Annotated in this window: 16 protein-coding genes and 1 pseudogene; 10 read left to right on the forward strand and 7 right to left on the reverse strand. The window is 68.2% G+C overall.

All coding sequences use genetic code 11. From position 1 onward, the window contains the following. The first annotated feature begins 3 nt into the window (after positions 1-3). The 5 genes from nuoL to DMC61_RS04785 all read left to right on the forward strand — a co-directional run bounded on the left by nuoL (position 4) and on the right by DMC61_RS04785 (position 6441). Positions 4-1902: an NADH-quinone oxidoreductase subunit L gene (gene nuoL / locus DMC61_RS04765; RefSeq protein WP_125687013.1), complete on the forward strand. Its 1899-nt coding sequence runs from the start codon at positions 4-6 to the stop codon at positions 1900-1902. Further along, positions 1899-3449, forward strand: a complete 1551-nt coding sequence (locus DMC61_RS04770) for an NADH-quinone oxidoreductase subunit M (protein ID WP_125687015.1) — start codon at positions 1899-1901, stop codon at positions 3447-3449. The genes nuoL and DMC61_RS04770 overlap by 4 nt, the downstream gene beginning before the upstream one ends. 3 nt (positions 3450-3452) lie before the next feature. Continuing rightward, positions 3453-5018: an NADH-quinone oxidoreductase subunit NuoN gene (gene nuoN / locus DMC61_RS04775; protein ID WP_125687017.1), complete on the forward strand. Its 1566-nt coding sequence runs from the start codon at positions 3453-3455 to the stop codon at positions 5016-5018. A 98-nt stretch (positions 5019-5116) separates the two neighbouring features. Then, positions 5117-5899, forward strand: a complete 783-nt coding sequence (locus DMC61_RS04780) for an alpha/beta fold hydrolase (protein ID WP_125687019.1) — start codon at positions 5117-5119, stop codon at positions 5897-5899. Between the two features lie 98 nt (positions 5900-5997). Next, positions 5998-6441, forward strand: coding sequence for a Scr1 family TA system antitoxin-like transcriptional regulator (locus DMC61_RS04785; protein ID WP_233594692.1), 444 nt, complete (start codon positions 5998-6000; stop codon positions 6439-6441). Between the two features lie 60 nt (positions 6442-6501). Here the strand turns inward: DMC61_RS04785 and DMC61_RS04790 are convergent, their stop codons facing one another. From DMC61_RS04790 to DMC61_RS04805, 4 genes are read right to left on the reverse strand one after another with little or no spacing between them, the layout of a single operon-like run. After that, positions 6502-7254, reverse strand: coding sequence for an ESX secretion-associated protein EspG (locus tag DMC61_RS04790; protein WP_125687021.1), 753 nt, complete (start codon positions 7252-7254; stop codon positions 6502-6504). Positions 7255-7281: 27 nt separating this feature from the next. Continuing rightward, a complete protein-coding gene (locus DMC61_RS41350; RefSeq protein WP_125687023.1) occupies positions 7282-8577 on the reverse strand; it encodes a PPE domain-containing protein in 1296 nt (431 codons plus the stop codon). After that, positions 8577-9191: a DUF3558 domain-containing protein gene (locus DMC61_RS04800; protein ID WP_125687025.1), complete on the reverse strand. Its 615-nt coding sequence runs from the start codon at positions 9189-9191 to the stop codon at positions 8577-8579. The genes DMC61_RS41350 and DMC61_RS04800 overlap by 1 nt, the downstream gene beginning before the upstream one ends. Then, positions 9191-9613, reverse strand: a complete 423-nt coding sequence (locus DMC61_RS04805) for a hypothetical protein (protein WP_125687027.1) — start codon at positions 9611-9613, stop codon at positions 9191-9193. Before DMC61_RS04805 ends, DMC61_RS04800 begins: the two co-directional genes overlap by 1 nt. 552 nt (positions 9614-10165) lie before the next feature. Between DMC61_RS04805 and DMC61_RS04815 the strand changes: the two genes are divergently transcribed. Together DMC61_RS04815 and DMC61_RS04820 are read left to right on the forward strand one after the other, a co-directional pair. Further along, complete coding sequence (locus tag DMC61_RS04815) at positions 10166-11353, forward strand: AAA family ATPase (protein ID WP_016330979.1); 1188 nt, start codon at positions 10166-10168, stop codon at positions 11351-11353. Then, the gene (locus DMC61_RS04820; RefSeq protein WP_016330980.1) at positions 11350-12090 is read left to right on the forward strand and encodes an HNH endonuclease; all 741 of its coding nucleotides are present in this window, start codon (positions 11350-11352) and stop codon (positions 12088-12090) included. Before DMC61_RS04815 ends, DMC61_RS04820 begins: the two co-directional genes overlap by 4 nt. On the opposite strand, the gene DMC61_RS04825 is transcribed toward DMC61_RS04820, so the two are convergent. Together DMC61_RS04825 and DMC61_RS04830 are read right to left on the reverse strand one after the other, a co-directional pair. Further along, on the reverse strand, positions 12066-12701 hold the full coding sequence (locus DMC61_RS04825) for an SRPBCC family protein (RefSeq protein WP_125687030.1): 636 nt from the start codon (positions 12699-12701) through the stop codon (positions 12066-12068). The two genes, DMC61_RS04820 and DMC61_RS04825, sit on opposite strands and share 25 nt — an antisense overlap. 108 nt (positions 12702-12809) lie before the next feature. Continuing rightward, the gene (locus DMC61_RS04830; protein WP_125687033.1) at positions 12810-13469 is read right to left on the reverse strand and encodes a hypothetical protein; all 660 of its coding nucleotides are present in this window, start codon (positions 13467-13469) and stop codon (positions 12810-12812) included. A gap of 180 nt (positions 13470-13649) precedes the next feature. On the opposite strand from DMC61_RS04830, the gene DMC61_RS04835 reads away from it, so the two are divergent. The 3 genes from DMC61_RS04835 to DMC61_RS41110 all read left to right on the forward strand — a co-directional run bounded on the left by DMC61_RS04835 (position 13650) and on the right by DMC61_RS41110 (position 16454). Then, entirely contained in the window at positions 13650-13955 is a 306-nt protein-coding gene (locus DMC61_RS04835; RefSeq protein ID WP_125687035.1) for a DUF6204 family protein, read from the forward strand. A 150-nt stretch (positions 13956-14105) separates the two neighbouring features. Continuing rightward, positions 14106-15131, forward strand: a complete 1026-nt coding sequence (locus DMC61_RS04840; protein ID WP_043847873.1) for a polyprenyl synthetase family protein — start codon at positions 14106-14108, stop codon at positions 15129-15131. Positions 15132-15146: 15 nt separating this feature from the next. Beyond that, positions 15147-16454, forward strand: coding sequence for a hypothetical protein (locus DMC61_RS41110; protein WP_158634077.1), 1308 nt, complete (start codon positions 15147-15149; stop codon positions 16452-16454). A gap of 72 nt (positions 16455-16526) precedes the next feature. On the opposite strand, the pseudogene DMC61_RS04850 reads toward DMC61_RS41110, so the two are convergent. Further along, positions 16527-16738 (reverse strand): annotated as a pseudogene (locus DMC61_RS04850) (2-oxoacid:ferredoxin oxidoreductase subunit beta); the annotation flags it as partial.

The raw sequence follows: 16738 nt of genomic DNA on the forward strand, positions 1-16738 counted from the left end.
AGAGTGACCGCATCATCGTGGCTGCTGGTGGCCTTTCCCGCCCTCGGCGCCCTGATCCTTCTGCTGGCCGGTAAACGCGCCCGTCCCTGGGGGCACCTCCTCGGCAGCGCGACCGTCACGCTGTCCTTCGTGTACGGCCTGATCCTGTTCTTCACGGCCGACACGAAGGCCACCGCCGACGTCAAGCTGTTCTCGTGGATCCCGGTTTCGGCGCTGCAGGTCGACTTCGGGCTGCGGATCGACGCGCTGTCGCTGACGTTCGTGCTGCTGATCACCGGCGTCGGCATGCTGATCCACTTCTACTCGATCGGCTACATGTCCGAGGATCGCGACCGGTCGAGGTTCTTCGCGTACCTCAACCTGTTCGTCGCCTCGATGCTGATCCTGGTGCTGGGAAACAGCTTCGTGACGCTGTACCTCGGCTGGGAAGGCGTGGGTCTCGCGTCGTACCTGCTCATCGGCTGGTACCAGGACCGCCCGTCCGCGGCCACCGCGGCGAAGAAGGCGTTCCTGATGAACCGCGTCGGTGACGTCGGGCTCGCGCTGGCGATCTTCCTGATGTTCAAGTACGTCGGGAGCACCGGTTACGCCGAGGTCTTCGGCGCCGTCGGCCAGATCCCGACCGGTGCGGTCACCGCGATCGCGATCCTCCTGCTGCTGGGCGCCTGCGGTAAGTCCGGCCAGTTCCCGCTGCAGGCATGGCTTCCCGACGCGATGGAGGGCCCGACCCCGGTCTCGGCCCTCATCCACGCGGCGACGATGGTCACCGCCGGCGTCTACCTGGTCGCCCGCGCGCACGAGATCTTCAACGCCACCGCGGACGGCCGCCTGATCGTCACCCTCGTCGGCACGGTCACGCTGCTGATCGGGTGCATCATCGGTTGCGCCTACGACGACATCAAGAAGGTCCTGGCGTACTCCACGGTCAGCCAGATCGGCTACATGATGCTCGCCGTCGGCCTCGGTCCGATCGCCTACGCGCTCGGCATCATGCACCTGGTGGCGCACGGTTTCTTCAAGGCCGGGCTGTTCCTCGGGGCCGGTTCGGTCATGCACGCCATGAACGACGAGGTCGACATGCGGAAGTTCGGCGGGCTGCGCAAGCATCTGCCGGTCACCTTCTGGACCTTCGCCCTCGGCTACCTGGCGCTGATCGGCATCCCGCCGCTCTCGGGCTTCTTCACCAAGGACGCGATCATCGAAGCGGCGCTGTCGCAGGGTGGCTGGCGCGGCTGGGTGATGGGCGGCGCGGCACTGCTCGGCGCCGGGCTCACCGCGTTCTACATGACCCGCCTGATGGTGATGACCTTCTTCGGCAAGGAACGCTGGAAGGAGATCAAGTCCAGCGACGGCCGCGACTTCCACCCGCACGAATCGCCCGCGGTGATGAAGTGGCCGATGATCATCCTGGCGATCGGCTCGATGGGCGCCGGCGCGTTCTTCGCCCTCGGCGACCGGTTCGCCGAATGGCTTTCGCCGGTGGTCGGCCCGCTCGAGGAGGGTGGCCACAGTGTCATCCCGCACGCGCTGGTCCCGATCCTCACCGTGGCGCTTTCGGTGCTCGGCGCGGCGGCGGCGTGGCTCTTCGTCGGCCGTAAGGACGTTCCGGTGGAACGCCCCGAGCGGGTCTCGGCCGTGGTCAAGGCCGCGCGCAACGACCTCTACGGCAACACCCTGAACGAGACGCTGGTCGCCCGCCCGGGCACCTGGCTCGCCAGGGCGCTGGTCTACGTGGATAACCGCGGCGTCGACGGCGCGGTCAACGGGATCGCCGCCGCACTCGGCGGCGGATCCGGGCGCCTGCGCCGCCTGCAGACCGGCTTCGTCCGCTCGTACGCACTGTCCATGCTGGGCGGCACATTCCTGCTTCTGGCGGCACTTCTGCTGGTGAGGTTCGCATGACCTGGGTACTCGCAACCATCCTGCTGCCGCTGGTCGGCGCCGCGGTCGTCGCGGGGATGAAGAAGAACGACAGGCTCGCGACGCTCACCGCGCTCGTGGTGTCGCTCCTGACGTTCCTGCTGGTGATCCCGATGTGGGCGAGCTACGCGCCTTCGGGGGATCGCATCCAGCAGAAGTCCTCGATGGACTGGATCCCGAACTTCGGCATCCACATCTCGTTCGGCATCGACGGCATCGCGCTGGTGATGATCGCGGTCATCGGCCTGCTGGTGCCGATCGTGGTCGGCGCGCTGGGCCTGACCGACAAGCTCCCGGCCGGGCGCTCGGCCGGCGGGTTCCTGTCGCTGATCCTGGTGCAGGAGGCGCTGACCATCGCGGTGTTCGCCGCGACCGACGTCTTCCTGTTCTACGTGCTGTTCGAGATCATGCTGATCCCGATGTACTTCCTGATCGGCGGTTACGGCGGCGCGAACCGGCAGTACGCGGCGGTCAAGTTCTTCCTGTACTCGTTCCTCGGCGGCCTGATCATGCTGGCCTCGGCGATCGGGGCGTACTCGCTCGCGTCGGACGAGCTCGGCAAGGGCAGCTTCGACTGGGAAACCCTCGTCACGGTCGTCCGCGACGCCCCGCTGGGCACGCAGATCTGGCTGTTCCTCGGGTTCTTCCTCGCGTTCGCGATCAAGGCCCCTTTGGTGCCGTTCCACACCTGGCTGCCGGACGCCGCGGGCCAGGCGCCGATCGGCGTCGCGGTGCTGCTGGTCGGCGTGTTGGACAAGGTCGGCACGTTCGGGTTCCTGCGCTACTGCCTCCCGATGTTCCCGGAGGCCAGCAAGGAACTCGCGCCGTGGGTGCTGGTGCTCGCCGTCGCCGGTGTCCTTTATGGATCGATCCTCGCGGCCGGGCAGCGCGACATGAAGCGCTTCATCGCGTATGTGTCGATCGCCCACTTCGGTTTCATCGCACTGGGCATCTTCACCTTCAACGAGCAGGCGATGGTCGGCTCGGTGTCGTACATGCTGAACCACAGCCTCGCCACCGGCATGCTGATCGTGGTCGTCGGCCTGATCGTGATGCGCGGCGGATCCACCAGGATCTCCGACTACGGCGGCATGGCGAAGGTGACCCCGCTGCTCGGCGGGATGCTGCTCATCGCCGGTCTGTCCACTTTGTCCCTGCCGGGCACGAACTCGTTCATCAGTGAGTTCCTGGTGCTGCTGGGGTCCTTTGTGGACTACCCGGTGTACACGATCATCGCGACGGTCGGCATGGTGCTGGCCGCGGCTTACGTGCTCTGGCTCTACCAGCGCGTCATGCAGGGCCCCGTCCGCGGCGACGCCCTGATCGGTGCCGGTGGCGGGCCGGGCACGGCCATGGCTCCGGAACTCGGGGCCACCAAAGCCATCAAGGACCTCGGCGGCCGGGAGATCGCGATCCTGGCGCCGATGGTCGTGCTGATCATCGCGCTCGGGTTCTACCCCAAGCCGGTGCTCGACACGATCACCCCGTCGGTGCAGGCGACGATGTCGTCCGTGCAGGGAGGCAAGTAAACCGTGCTCTTCTTGACTCAGGCGCCACCGGTGCAGGTGCCGTCGATCGACTATTTCGCCGTCACGCCGATCCTGATCATCCTCGGGGCCGCGTGTGTCAGCGTGCTGTTCGAAGCCTTCCTGCCCAAGCACATGCGGTGGCCTTCGCAGGTCTTCCTGTCCCTGGTCGGGATCGGGGCGGCGGGCGTGTTCCTCGCCTGGTACGCCAGCACTTCCGCGCCGAAGGGCGGCGTCACGACCTTCAGCGGCGCCATCGCCGTCGACCGGCCGTCGCTGTTCCTGTGGGGCACACTGCTGGCGCTCGCACTGGGCGCGCTGCTGCTGATCGCGGACCGCTCGGTCGAGCCGGGCGGCGCTTTCGTCGCGCAGGCCGGTATCCGCCCCGGCACGGTCCAGGACCGCGCGCAGGTCGGCACCACCGGCATGCAGACCGAGGTCTTCCCGCTGACGTTGTTCGCGCTCGGCGGCATGATGGCGTTCGTCGCGGCCAACGACCTGCTCACCATGTTCATCGCGCTCGAAGTGCTGAGCCTGCCGCTGTACCTGATGTGCGGTCTGGCCCGTCGCCGTCGCCTGCTCTCGCAGGAGTCCGCGGTCAAGTACTTCCTGCTCGGCGCCTTCTCGTCGGCGTTCTTCCTCTACGGCCTCGCACTGCTCTACGGCTACGCGAACTCCGTGAAGCTGTCGGACATCGCCAACGCCGCCGCCGGTTCGGACCGGTCGGACACGCTGCTGTTCGCCGGGCTCGGGCTGCTCGCGGTCGGCCTGCTGTTCAAGGGTTCGGTCGGTCCGTTCCACACCTGGACCCCGGACGTCTACCAGGGCGCGCCGACGCCGGTCACCGCGTTCATGGGTGCCTGCACCAAGGTCGCCGCGTTCGGCGGGATCCTGCGGGTGTTCCAGGTGGCGTTCGAGTCGACCAGCTGGGAATGGCGCGGGGTGCTCTGGGCCGTCGCGATCATCTCGATGCTGATCGGCGCGGTGCTGGGCCTGACGCAGACCGACGTGAAGCGCATGATCGCCTACTCGTCCATCGCGCACGCCGGCTTCCTGCTCGTCGGTGCCATCGCGATGACCGAGGAAGGCCTGTCGAGCACGCTGTTCTACCTGCTGGCCTACGGCTTCACCACGCTCGCCGCGTTCGGTGTCGTCTCGCTGGTGCGGGACTCGAACGGCGAGGCGACGCACCTGTCCGCCTGGGCAGGCTTGGCGAAGCGGTCTCCGGTACTGGCGGGCGTGTTCACCTTCCTGCTGCTCGCGCTGGCCGGTATCCCGCTGACCAGCGGATTCGTCGGCAAGTTCGTGGTGTTCTCGGCGGCTCTGTCCGACGGGATGGCGCCGCTGGTCGTCGTCGCCCTGATCTTCAGCGCCGTCGCTGCGTTCTTCTACCTGCGGGTGATCGTGCTGATGTACTTCTCCGAGCCGGCGCCCGACGGCCCGACCGTCACCGTGCCCGGCGCGTTCACCACCACGGCGATCACGCTCGGCGTCATCGTCACGCTGGTGCTGGGCCTGCTCCCGGCGTTCGCCCTCGACTGGGCGGCCTCCGGCGGTTTCGCCCTCAAGTAGTCCCGGTTCGCGAAAGGCCCCCCTCGCTGACGTGAGGGGGCTTTTTCGTGTCAGGGCGACGTCAGAGGGGTGTCAGGCCGGACCTAGATAGTTCCCTCATGACTTCCTCCACCTGGACCGGGATGGTCCCCGTCGAAGACACCGCGCTGGCCGTCACCGACACCGGCGGCGGCGTCCCCGTCATCTACCTCAACGGCCAGTTCGCCACCCAGGGCTACTGGCGGCGCATCCTCGCCGACCTGGGCACGGAATTCCGCCACATCACCTACGACGAGCGCGCCCGCGGCAAGTCTCGCCGTTCCGCGGACTACTCCTTCGAAGCCGCCGTCCGCGACGTCGACGCCGTCCTCGCGGCCCGCGGAGTGGAACGGGCCATCGTGGTGGGCTGGTCCTACGGCGCGGTCGTCGCGGCGCACTGGGCCGCCAGGAACCCGGCGCGCACCATCGGCACGGTCCTGGTCGACGGCGCGTTCCCGTACGACTGGCTGGACGACGCCATGGAACAGCGGATCCGCAAGATGTTCAAACGGCTCAACCTGATCATGCCGCTGCTGCGCCCGACCGGCCTGACGCCGCGGATGACCGCCGCCCAGCAGGCGGAGAGCAACATCGAACTCGGCAAGCTCTCGCGGGAGGCCGAACTCGGCCCGGTACTCGACGACATCAAGGTTCCGACGCGGTACGTGGTCGCGTCGGGGACGTCGTTCGGCAGCAAGGGGGACGAGCAGGAACAGATCCGCGCCGGGCTCGACGCGGTGACCATCCGCAACCCGAACATCAAGGTGAGCGCGAAGGTCGAGAGCAACCACGGAGCGCTGCTGAAGAAGGACTTCACCGCTATTTCGGGGGCTGTTCGCGAGGTCGCCCGGCTCGGGGAATGACTTGCCGGGGCGCATGGGGCAGGTTCCTCGAGGAAGCCCCCACCCGGCGAGAGCGCAGCCGGATCGAAACCGGCCTGCGTGCGGCATCCGCCGAGGAGGTGTCCGCGCTGCTCGCGGTCTATCAAGTCACGGGGGAGCGTCGCGAGGCTTTGCTCTCGTTGGCCCGCGACAGCGGCCCGTGGTGGTTCGCTGACCTGGCTTCCCAGAGGGGAACGCTGGCGCAGTACGAAAAGGAGGTCACCAAGACTATTGCTTTCGGGAGCACGCTGGTGCTGGGCCAGAAGAGGTCTGTCGCCTACATCGACGAAGCGGTGCTGCGTCGCCAGGTCGGTGGGCCGCGGGCGATGACGCATCAGCTTCGGCATCTCGTCTCAATCGCCGAACGGCCCACCGTCGAACTCCGGGTCATCCCGTTCGCCGCCGGGGCGTACCCCGGCGGCGACTACGTTCTGCTGGAATTCGGCTCCACGCGGCCGTTGGCCTACTCGAAACATCGAGGAACCGGGCTGTTCCTGCATCGACGTTGCGATGTCGCACCTTAAGTTCAGTCCACTATAGACGCTCTTGCGCTGGACCCCACCCGGTCGGTGCGCCTGATCGAGTCAGTGGTCGAGGCTCGCTCGCAGCGCGGCGACCTTTTGCGCCAGTAAGGCGGGTTCGCCGGGCAGGACGGTGATGTACCGGTTCCGGGGAGAACCGCTCACGTGCATGGCGACCCGTCCGGCGTCGAGGTCGAGGTAGGTCAGGTCGTCCGTGGCTTCCGTGCGTCTTCCGCCGTCGGGGCGCATGGCCGCGGCGAAGAACCCGACGCCGAAATACGGCTGCTCGAACACCTCGTCCAGTTGCCGGGCTTCCCGGCTTCGAGACGTGGGCTCGTCGTAGAGGTCGTTGCCGCCGTCGCCGTTGAAATCGTCCTGTGGCAAGGAGAACGGGGAGAATCGCGCGGGCGGGTACTTGGGCAAGTTCATCACGAGCGCGGCCGCACGGTCGGAGGTCCGCACGCCCTTCAACCACACCCGGTTTCCTTCGCAGATCGCCGTCACCGCGGCGCGCCCGCGTACGGCGACGAGCACGCTGTACTGCTCGGCCTCTGTGCGGACCGTCGCGTAGTACTCGGTGTTCGGCCGGTCGAGTATGTGCAGGAAGTCCTCGAAGTCGCTGGTCAGCCGCTTGCCCTCGGTGAACCCGAGCCCGCCGAGCTCCTCGAACGCCGCCCGGTCTTCGCCGTTCCGCGACGACGGCGGGATGTACCGCAGCCCGCCCGCGAAGATCAGATGCGGATCTCCGCAACCGGCGTGACGGAACGCGGTCAACAGTGTGTCGAGCGTGATCTCGACCGGGCGCGCGAGCACCACGTGACTCCCTCCCCTGGGACTGTGGTGCTACTTCTTCTTCTCGCCGATCACCGGCGGCATCGGCTTTTCGATGTATCCGCCGAAGGTCTCGTCCGGGTCCGGGTTCTGGAGGTACGCCGGAGCCTTCTTCTCCTTGTCCTCCTCGCCCTTCCCACGGGCGGCGCCGGGCGCCATCGGCATCCCGTTCGCGCCGCCACGACCAGCCGAACCGGCCGTTCCCGCCGCGCCACGGCCGCCCATGGCCTCGCCGTGCATTCCCGCGCCGCTACGACCACCCATGCCGGGCTGCTGCCCTGTCCCACCGGGCCTACCTGTCGCACCGGCACCGGGGCCACCTGTCGCGCCAGGTCCGCCTGTCGTACCTGGGACGCCTGGCGGCCTGCTGCCGGGGCCATAGACTCCGGGCCCGCTCGGCCCGGGGCCGTAACCGGGCGGAAAGGCGCCGGGCGTGTTGTAGATCGGGTTCGGCTTACCGGTCGGCCCGAAGTCGAGGTTCGCCGCCGGCGGTACGACCGGCGTGGTCTGGGGCGGCGTGTACGAATTCGCGCGGGTCCCGTCGTCCGGCTGCTGCGCGCCGGGTTGGTGCGGGCCCGGGTACTGACCGGGCTGAGGGCCTTGCCCAGGCTGGGGACCGCTGTCCTGTGCGCCACCCGGCGCCGGCGCACTCGGCCCGCCGGGCCCACTCGGCCCGCTGGGTCCGCTCGGTCCTCGGTAGGGCTCGCCAGTACCGTGCTCGCGTCCATCGGAGCCGTCGCCGAACCCCTTCACCGCGGGCTTCCCTCCGCCCTCGTCCAGGGTGACGCTGCCGCCCGGGTCGGTGAGCTGCGCGTACTGGGCGGGCAGCTCGTCGCCGTTGGCGGTGCTGGCGGAGTGGTAGGACGCGAAGGTGTCGATGTTGTGCTGGCTGTCGGCTTGGTACCCCTGCACCCGGCTCCAGTAGCCGACCAGGCCGCCACCCATGACGGCCTTGACGTCCTCGGCGGTTGGGGCGGGCTGCTCGGGCGGTACCGGTTTGACGGAGTTCTTGGCCGTGCCGAACGCGTCCATCTGAGAGCTGATGGCGGTCTGGGCCCGCGTCAGGTGCGTCACGTCGTCCGCCGCCGCCTCGACGACCGGCACCGTCGCGTCAGCCGCCGCCATGCTGGCCCCGCCCTGCCATCCCGCCAGGGTCTTCTGAGCGAGGGCGGCGAGCCGCTGCGCCCGGTCGTGGTGCCGCCGGGTCAGGTTGTAACCACTTCGCTGGGCATCGGACAGCGATTCGGGGCCTTCTCCGCCTGTGATCTGTTCGTAGATCTGAGTGGCGTTGAGCGGTCCTGCTGCCATCAGTTGCCCCCTCGGATGGTGGCCAACACCCTGATCGCGGCCTCACGCGCGACGTCGCAAGGGTCCTTCTTACCGACGTTGGCTTCGGACTGCTCGGCAGCGATACCGATTGTTTCTGTGTCGCTGGTCCCCAAAGCCGCCGAGCATCGCCCCACAGACCGCTCATCTGTGATGCCGTATGCGGTCAACGGATAGCCGTCGACGGCTTTGAGTGGCTCCACGAGTTGATAGGACTTGCCCTTCGCCGCGTAGATCTTCGCTGTGCCGCTGTCCTGCGTGTTGCTGAAAACCACGCTGATCAAAGGTCGCGTCGTCGAAGGGACGACCCATGTGCAGGCAGGCCCTGCTGAGCCCTCTCGTGACTCGCCATCCGGCGTCGCGCCCAGGAGTTCCCCGATTTGAGGTTTGGTGAGTGCGCTGCAGGGTGCCTGCTTGAACCTTGCCAGGTCGATCGGGCTTTCGACCTTGGGCGCTTCTGGGGCCGCGCTAGCCGAATTTGAATGGCTAGGGCTGGTTCCGCCGCCGGTGGGTGTAGGCGTGCCATCTGTACTGGGGGGCGAGCAAGCGCAGGCGGTAAGCGCGACGGCGCCGATGACGAGAGCTGTTCGACGCATCAGGCGATGCCTTTCGGCTGTTGGTTGATGACGGAGGTTGCGTGATCTTCCGCTGTTGCGTACTTGCCGAGAGCGGTCACGTACTTGTTCGCCATGTTCTCGCAGTAGGCGATGCGCTGGTTGAGCGCTGCGACAAGTGCTTTGCCGGACTGGCGGGTTATCGATGCATTGTCCCCGCTCGCGTACTCGAGGCCAGGGGGCTGAGCGAGGGCGATCCTGTTCGCATCGATCAGATCGTTCTTGTACTCCACCGCTAGGTCACGCCACTCTTTCACCAGCTCATGCAGCGTCGCCTCGTCGTACTTGAACCCCGCGCCTTCCGCGACAGGCGTCCCGTAGGAGCCCCCAGTGGGCGGGGCCTTGCACACAGAGCCCGGGTCGAAGCCAGGTTGATAGACGGGTGTTCCCTCAGGCACGGCCATGCACCCCCGCGGCGCCGAACCGTTCCTCGCTGAATGGCCGAAGCCGCCCCGAAGTCACCGTCGTCATCTGCCCCTCCCGTGGCTACAAGGCGCGTCTCCCCGATGCACCCTGCGTAATCCGACGCCGGGAAGATTACCAGGGTTCCCGGGCCGGTGAACCCGTCCGCATAAAGCCACGTTCCCTGCTGAATAGCCGAGGCGGACTCGGTGACCATCCGTGAAAACCGATCGTGTGAATGCGGCCCGAGAAACAGGGTTCTACCTGGTGGGCGACACGCAGAATTCGCATACTCTGCGTAATGAAGTTCGAAGAGTGATTCTCGGCGCAGTACTCCTGAGTCTCCTGGCGGGTTGTGCGGAATCCGTGGAAACGCTCCGCGGGCATGTCCGGCTGAGGATCGTGCCCGAGCACGAGAGAGGGATCAAAGACTGGGACCGCCGGAAGGCCGTTTCGGACCTGGACGTAGGCAAGGCGCTCGCTGTGATGGATTTCGTGATGGCGACCCACTTTCGGGGGCCCAGGTGACGGCCACACCGTCGTAAGCTCTCCCCATGTACATCGAGCGGGTCCGGCTGGAGAACATCCGCGGCTTCAGCGGCGCCCGCGCCGTCGACCTGCGGCTGCCCGGCCCCGGCTGGGTGGTCCTCGCCGGGCGCAACGGTTCGGGCAAGACCTCGCTGCTGCGCGCGATCGCGGTCGCGGCGGCGCCGGACGTCGCGTGGGGCCTGTTGTCGGACGCCGGCAGCTGGATCTCGACGGATCAGACGTCCGGGTCCATCGAGCTTTCGGTCATGCGCGAGGAAGGCCCGGCGCCGGTCGAGGTCCGCTGGCTCGACTCCGGTCTGCTCCCGATCTCCGGGCTTCCCCCGGGCCAGCCGTTCTGCGCCGCGTACGGGCCGTTCCGGCGGCTCGCGGGCGGCAGTGGCGAGGCCGAGTCGTGGATGCGTGGTGCGGGGTCGCTGGCGCGGATGGCCAGCCTGTTCCACGAAGACGCCTCGCTCGCCGAGGGGGTCACCTGGCTGATCAATCAGCATCTCCGTGCCCTGGAAGGAAAAGCGGGCGCGCGCGAGCTGAAGGACAAGGCGTTGGAGATCCTCGGGGACGGTCTCCTGCCGGGCGGTTACCGGATCCGGGACGTCGATTCGGACGGGCTCTGGGTCGAGTACCGGGGCGACCGGTTCCCGCTGCGCGAGATGAGCGACGGCTACCGCACGGTGACCGCGCTCGTGGTCGACCTGCTCAAGCAACTCGACAGCGCCGGCCTCGATCACGAGAGCCCCGGCGTCGTGATCATCGACGAGGTGGACGCGCATCTCCACGTGTCGTGGCAAAAACGCATGGGGCCGTGGTTCAAGGCGCATTTCCCGCGGATCCAGTTCATCGTCACCACGCACAGCCCTTACGTCTGCCAGGCCGCCGACCCCGGCGGGCTCATCCGGCTTTCCGGGCCCGACGAGGAGGTCCCGCCGCGTGTGGTCTCCGAGGAGCTGTACGAGCGGGTCGTGTTCGGCTCCGGGGACGACGCGGTGCTGTCCGATCTTTTCGGCTTGGACACGCCTTATTCGCCGCAGGCGGTCGAATTGCGGGAGCATCTCGCCGAGCTCGAATTCCAGGTGGCGTCCGGCCGGGCGGACGCGAACGGCGTCCGGGAATGGGAACGCCTGCGCGGCATGCTGAGCAGCTCACCGCCGAGCCGGGTCGACGAGGTGGCCAGGCGGTTCGAGGCCGACGATCGGTGATCGGGATCCGCCGGATCGCGCTGCCGGGGCAGGTGGTGGCCGATCTCGAAGAGCTGACCGCGCGGATTCCTCCCGGTGACACGAAAGAAGCCCGGCGACTCTGGCGGGTTTCCCGCGCCGTACGGCGTTCTTTGCGGGCCGGGCTGGACGTCATGGCCGCCGGACGCGGTTACTGCATGTACTGCGGAGACGGCCTCGGGTCCACTGTGGACCATTTCGAGCCGATCGCGAGGAACCCCGGCCGCGCCTTCGACTGGCTCAATCACGTGCTCGCCTGCGAATACTGCAACAGCCACCACAAACGCGACCTGTTCCCGGTGGACGAAGACGGAAACAGCCTGCTCGTCGATCCGACCGCCGAAGACCCGCTGGAACACCTGTTCCTGGTGCTCTCGATCGGGACCTACCGCGCACTGACCGAAAAGGGCGAACAGACCATCAAGGTGTGCGGGCTGAATCGCGCGCAATTGGCGCGGGGTCGGGAAACCGCGGTCAGCCAGGTGACCGCGCTCGTCCTCGCCTGGTGGACGGCGCGCGAGCTGGGGGACGAGGTGAAGCGGCGCGCGATGGTCTGGACCCTGCTCGACCAGCCGCACGCCGACGTCCTCCACGCGATGCTCCGCCAGGCGGGGATGCCGGGCGCCCGCGCCGTGTTCCGGGCGGACGACGAGCTCATCGACCTGCTTCGCGCCCCGGAACTCGCCGAAGACCTTCAGCTCTCCGGCGGCGCGGTGTAGGCGGCCAAGGTGGCGTCGGCGCGGGTGCGGGCGGTGGCCGCGTCCGTCCCATTGGCGACGTCGGCCTCGTACCAGGCCTCGTTGCTCAGCGTCATGAACCGCACGCCTTCTTCGCTGGTCATCCAGGCCATGGCCGCCTCGGGATCGGCGGCTTCGTCGGATTCGAGGTGCAGCGCGAGCCCGTTCAGCATCATGTCCCAGCCGATGCCCACCGCGCCCGGCCCGAATTGGTTCCAATGTTCGCCTGCGACGGCGGTGTGGTCGAGTTCGAACCGGGTGCGCCCATCGGCTTCGGGTGTCAGCCGGAGCTCGATCCAGCTGACGTCGCCGCCGTACTCCCAGGTCGCGGCGAAGCTCTTCGGCGGGTCGCAGCGTTCGATCGTCCCGCCCGCGTTGCCTTCGAGCTGGTACTTCCCGCCGACGCGCAGCTCGCCGCTGACCGGCAGGAACCAGCGCGGGATGCGCTCGGGGTTGGTGCAGGCGTCCCAGAGGTCGTCGAGCCCGGTGTCGTAGACCTGGCTGACGGTCGCCGTCACCGCCTCGCCCGCTTCGATCACGCGCTTGCCCAGCTTGCGCTGGACGGAGTCGATCTGGCTGGTCACGTCGACCATCGGTGCCCTCCTCTGCTCGGCTGCCGACAAGATATCAGCAGAGGCTTATATAAGCCAGAATGGAAAAGGGGCGCCCGGCTCCGGACGCCCCTTTCCCGGCGGGATGGCTTACGGAGTGGGGGAGCAGGCCGTGCGCCCGATGACCACTTCGCCGGTGATGTTCGAGGCCGGGGCGAACTTGATCCGCAGCATGGTCAGCCCGATGCTGCCGTTACCCGGCAAGGTCTGTTCGTTGAAGATCGCTTCGGCGAGCAGCGTGCCGTTGGACTTGGTGATCGGCTTGACGTAGCCGACCGGCACCGGCGACGGCAGGGTGCCGAGCCCGGTCGCGCCGCCGTAGGTCCAGCTCGCGTTCGTGCCGGTCTGGGTCGCCGTGCAGCTGACCGAGTAGGACCTGATCTTGATCCGCGGCCCGCTCGACGAGACCAGCGCCGACAGCTCGAAGTTCTGGCCCTTGGCCTCCGACTTCGTCGTGGTCACGTCGTTTTCGGGGTCGACGACGGTGGTCGTGCACGTCGTCGTGCCGCCACCGAATGTGATCCCGGTCCTGGTCACGACCCCGGAAGAGTTGCTCGTCGGTCCCTCGACCGCGCAGTCGGCGAGCGAGGAGATCGAGATCGGCACCGAAGTGCCCTTGGTGAAGGCGGCGGAGCCGAGTGACGCCATTCCGGCCGGGTTCGACGCGGCGGCCGGGGCCACTCCGGCGCCGAGGCCCGCCAGCAGCAGTGCGCCGACCAGGCCGGCCCGGCCTGCGATGGTGATGCGCATTTCCACGTCCTCCTCACGTGACGGAGAGCGAGCCGGTTGGCCGTTCTTCCTTTGTCATCACTATCTGCGTGTCGGATTCGCCCGTTGCGCGCGTGACGGTCGTTTCACTCGACCGTGGATCATGGGCACCCGTTGGATATTCGGGTTCGTATCCGGATACAGGTCTGTATATTCGAGCGTATGCCGACCTACCGCGTCCTCGTCAACGGCAAGTTCGACCACCCCGAGGCCGACACCCGCTCCCGGCTCCTCGCGGAGTTGAGCGACCACCAGGCGATCGGGTTCACCGAGGACGGCCTGCTCACCTACAGCGCGCACCTCGGCGCGTTCACCTTCCGCATCACGCTGCAGGGCGAAGAGGAACGTGACGTACTCGACGAAGCCGAGCTGAAGGTCATGGAAATGCTGGACGCCAAGGGCTATCCGTACCGCGACGTCGCGGGCAAGGCGACCTGCATGGACGACATCAAGATCCGCCGCCGCTGACCCGTTCGCGCCGACGCCGGCCGGATACTCGGCGGGGGTGTCATCTTCGTCACCGTTTCCGCAGGACAGCACGTCAACAGGCCTCAGCGGCTAGCCACTACGCTGGGAGCAACCCCGAACGGTGTCAAAGAGAGCGGAGCCGACGTGTCTGTGTCTTCACCTGCCCCAGGTGGTGCCATCGAGGACCTGCGCGCGTCCGTGGGACTCCAGATCGCCGACGAGCAGCTCCTTCGCACCCTCGCGACCGGTCTCGCCGACGTCGAGACCCTGCTCCGCGAGGTCGTCCGCAGTGACGTCAAGGCCGTCGAGGACGCCGCTTCGCACCTGGTCGAGGCGGGCGGCAAACGCTTCCGTCCGCTGTTCACGCTGCTGGCCTCGCAGTTCGGGCCGAAGCAGGGCGACCAGGTGGTCACCGCCGCCGCGGCCGTGGAGCTGGTGCACCTCGCGACGCTGTACCACGACGACGTGATGGACGAGGCGACGATGCGCCGCGGCGCGGAAAGCGTCAACGCCCGCTGGGACAACACCATCGCCATCCTGACCGGCGACTTCCTGTTCGCGCACGCCTCGCGGCTGGTCGCCGACCTCGGCACCGACGCGGCCCGGATCATCGCCGAGACCTTCGGCGAGCTGGTCACCGGCCAGATGCGCGAGACGGTCGGCCCGGCCGACGGCGACGACGCCGTCGAGCACTACCTCACGGTCATCGCGCAGAAGACCGGTTCGCTGATCGCCACCTCCGGCCGGTTCGGCGGGATGATGTCCGGCGCGCCCGACGAGTACATCGACGCGCTCCGCCGCTTCGGCGACATCATCGGGACGGCGTTCCAGATCTCCGACGACGTCATCGACATCGCGTCCGCTTCCGACGAGCTCGGCAAGGCGCAGGGCACGGACCTGCGCGAAGGCGTCCGCACGCTTCCGATGCTGTACGCGCTGGCCGACCCGGCCACCGACCCGCGCCTGGTCGAGCTGCTGTCCGGCCCGATCTCCGACGACAAGCTCGTCGCCGAGGCCCTCGGCCTGCTGCGGGCCTCGTCCGGACTCGAACGCGCACGCGAAACTCTTTCCGACTACGCTCGTCGGGCGCGTGCCGAGCTCGCGGCGCTGCCCGCGTCGCCCGCCCGGGACGCCTGCGAATCGGTCGCCGACTACCTGGTCGCGCGAACGCATTGACAAAGGGCAGGTTAGATGTCCATTTTCGGACAGGTTTGGCTGTGGAGTCTGCTGGCGTTCGTCGTCGGCGCGCTGCTCACCTGGCTGGTGCTGGTGGTCCCGGCGCGCAAGCGCATCCGTGAGCTCGAAAGCTCGCTGGCCACCGCGCACGCCGAAACGTCCCGGCTGCCCGCCGGGGTGAGCCTCGGCGCGGGTGCCGCGGCCGTCGCCGGCGGCACCGCGTACCTCACGAAGCCGTCGCACGACGATCTGGACGAGGAGTTCGCGGCGGCCGAGGAGCCGAAGCCCGCGTATCCCGAGACGCTCACCGAGCAGGAGCCCGCGCAGCAGTGGACCGAGCCTGCCGAGGAGCCTGTTCAGGACGTCGTCAAGGAGCCGGAGCACTCTCCGACCGGGACGCAGACCTTCGAGCCCGAAGAAGAGTACGAGGCCGAGTACCGCACGGCGGAGCAGACGGAGCCGGAGCCCGAACCCGACCCGGAGCCCGCGGCCGAGCGGACGCAGTTCATCCCGGCGGCCCTGCCGGAGCCGGAACCCGAGCCTGAGCCCGAGCCGGCGAACCCGTACGTCGCCGCGGCGACCGACTACCTCCAGCCCGCGTCGAAGCTGGACCTCGAGCCGGAACCCGAGCCCGAGCCCCAGCCGCCGTTGCCGGGCGAGGGGCCGTACCGGTCCCGTCTGGAGATGCAGCTGGACCCCGAAGGCGCCGAGACGCAGCCGGAGCCGGTGTCGCTGTTCAGCCCCGCGTCGCGCGTGGAGACGGAACAGGCGCCTGTCGAGACCAACTGGTTCGAGCGCGAAGAGGAGCTTCACGATCCTCCCGCGTACGCCTTCGGCTCCGACGAAGAAGCGAAGGCTGGGCACCTCGACTCGGAACCCGAGACGCCCGCCGAAGCCACCCAGGTGCTGCCCAAGCGCACGCCGCGGGGCGCGGTCCGCGGCGGTTTCGAGCCGCCGCAGCCGATCCAGCCGTCGATGCGGGCGATCGAGCGTCGTGAGCCGGAGCTGTCCGGTGGGCAGAGCGGTTCGCTGTTCGAGCCCGCCGTCCAGCCGGGCGACGCGATGCCGGCGCCGGAGCCCCCGCCCGCGCGGCAGGTCTCCGCTCCGGTGGCCGAGTCCGTCCCGCCCGGCCCGTTCGGTCCCGGTTCGGCGATGCCGCGGCCGGGTGGCGGCCGTCCCGCCGACGACTTCGCGGTCAAGGCGAGCGTGACCGCTCTGCGGTACTGCACGGAGGACTCGCAGCAGTTCCCGAAGATGGTCGCGGAGGTCTGGTTCCGTACCGCCGCCGACGCTGAGCGGGTTGGCTTCCGTCCCCTCACCTGAGTGCAATGAAAGGTCCTTTCCTTGCAAAATTTGCGAGGAAAGGACCTTTCATTGCGTTCGGAGCGGAACGACCTACACGACGGTCCAGGTGTCCTTGCCGCGCAGCAGCCCCTGCAGATCCGGTTTGCGCGCGGCCTGGGCCTCGGTGACCTGGGCGCGCGCCTGGTCGTCGTAGGTGGGCCGCTCGACCTGCCGCAGGATGCCGGTCGGCACGTGGTTCAGGTTCTGGTCGCCGATCCGCGAAAGCGCGAACGCGTACGACGTGTCCTCGATCGTGGGGTCGT

The organism is Amycolatopsis sp. WAC 04169, assembly GCF_003947535.1.
Classification (GTDB): domain Bacteria; phylum Actinomycetota; class Actinomycetes; order Mycobacteriales; family Pseudonocardiaceae; genus Amycolatopsis; species Amycolatopsis keratiniphila.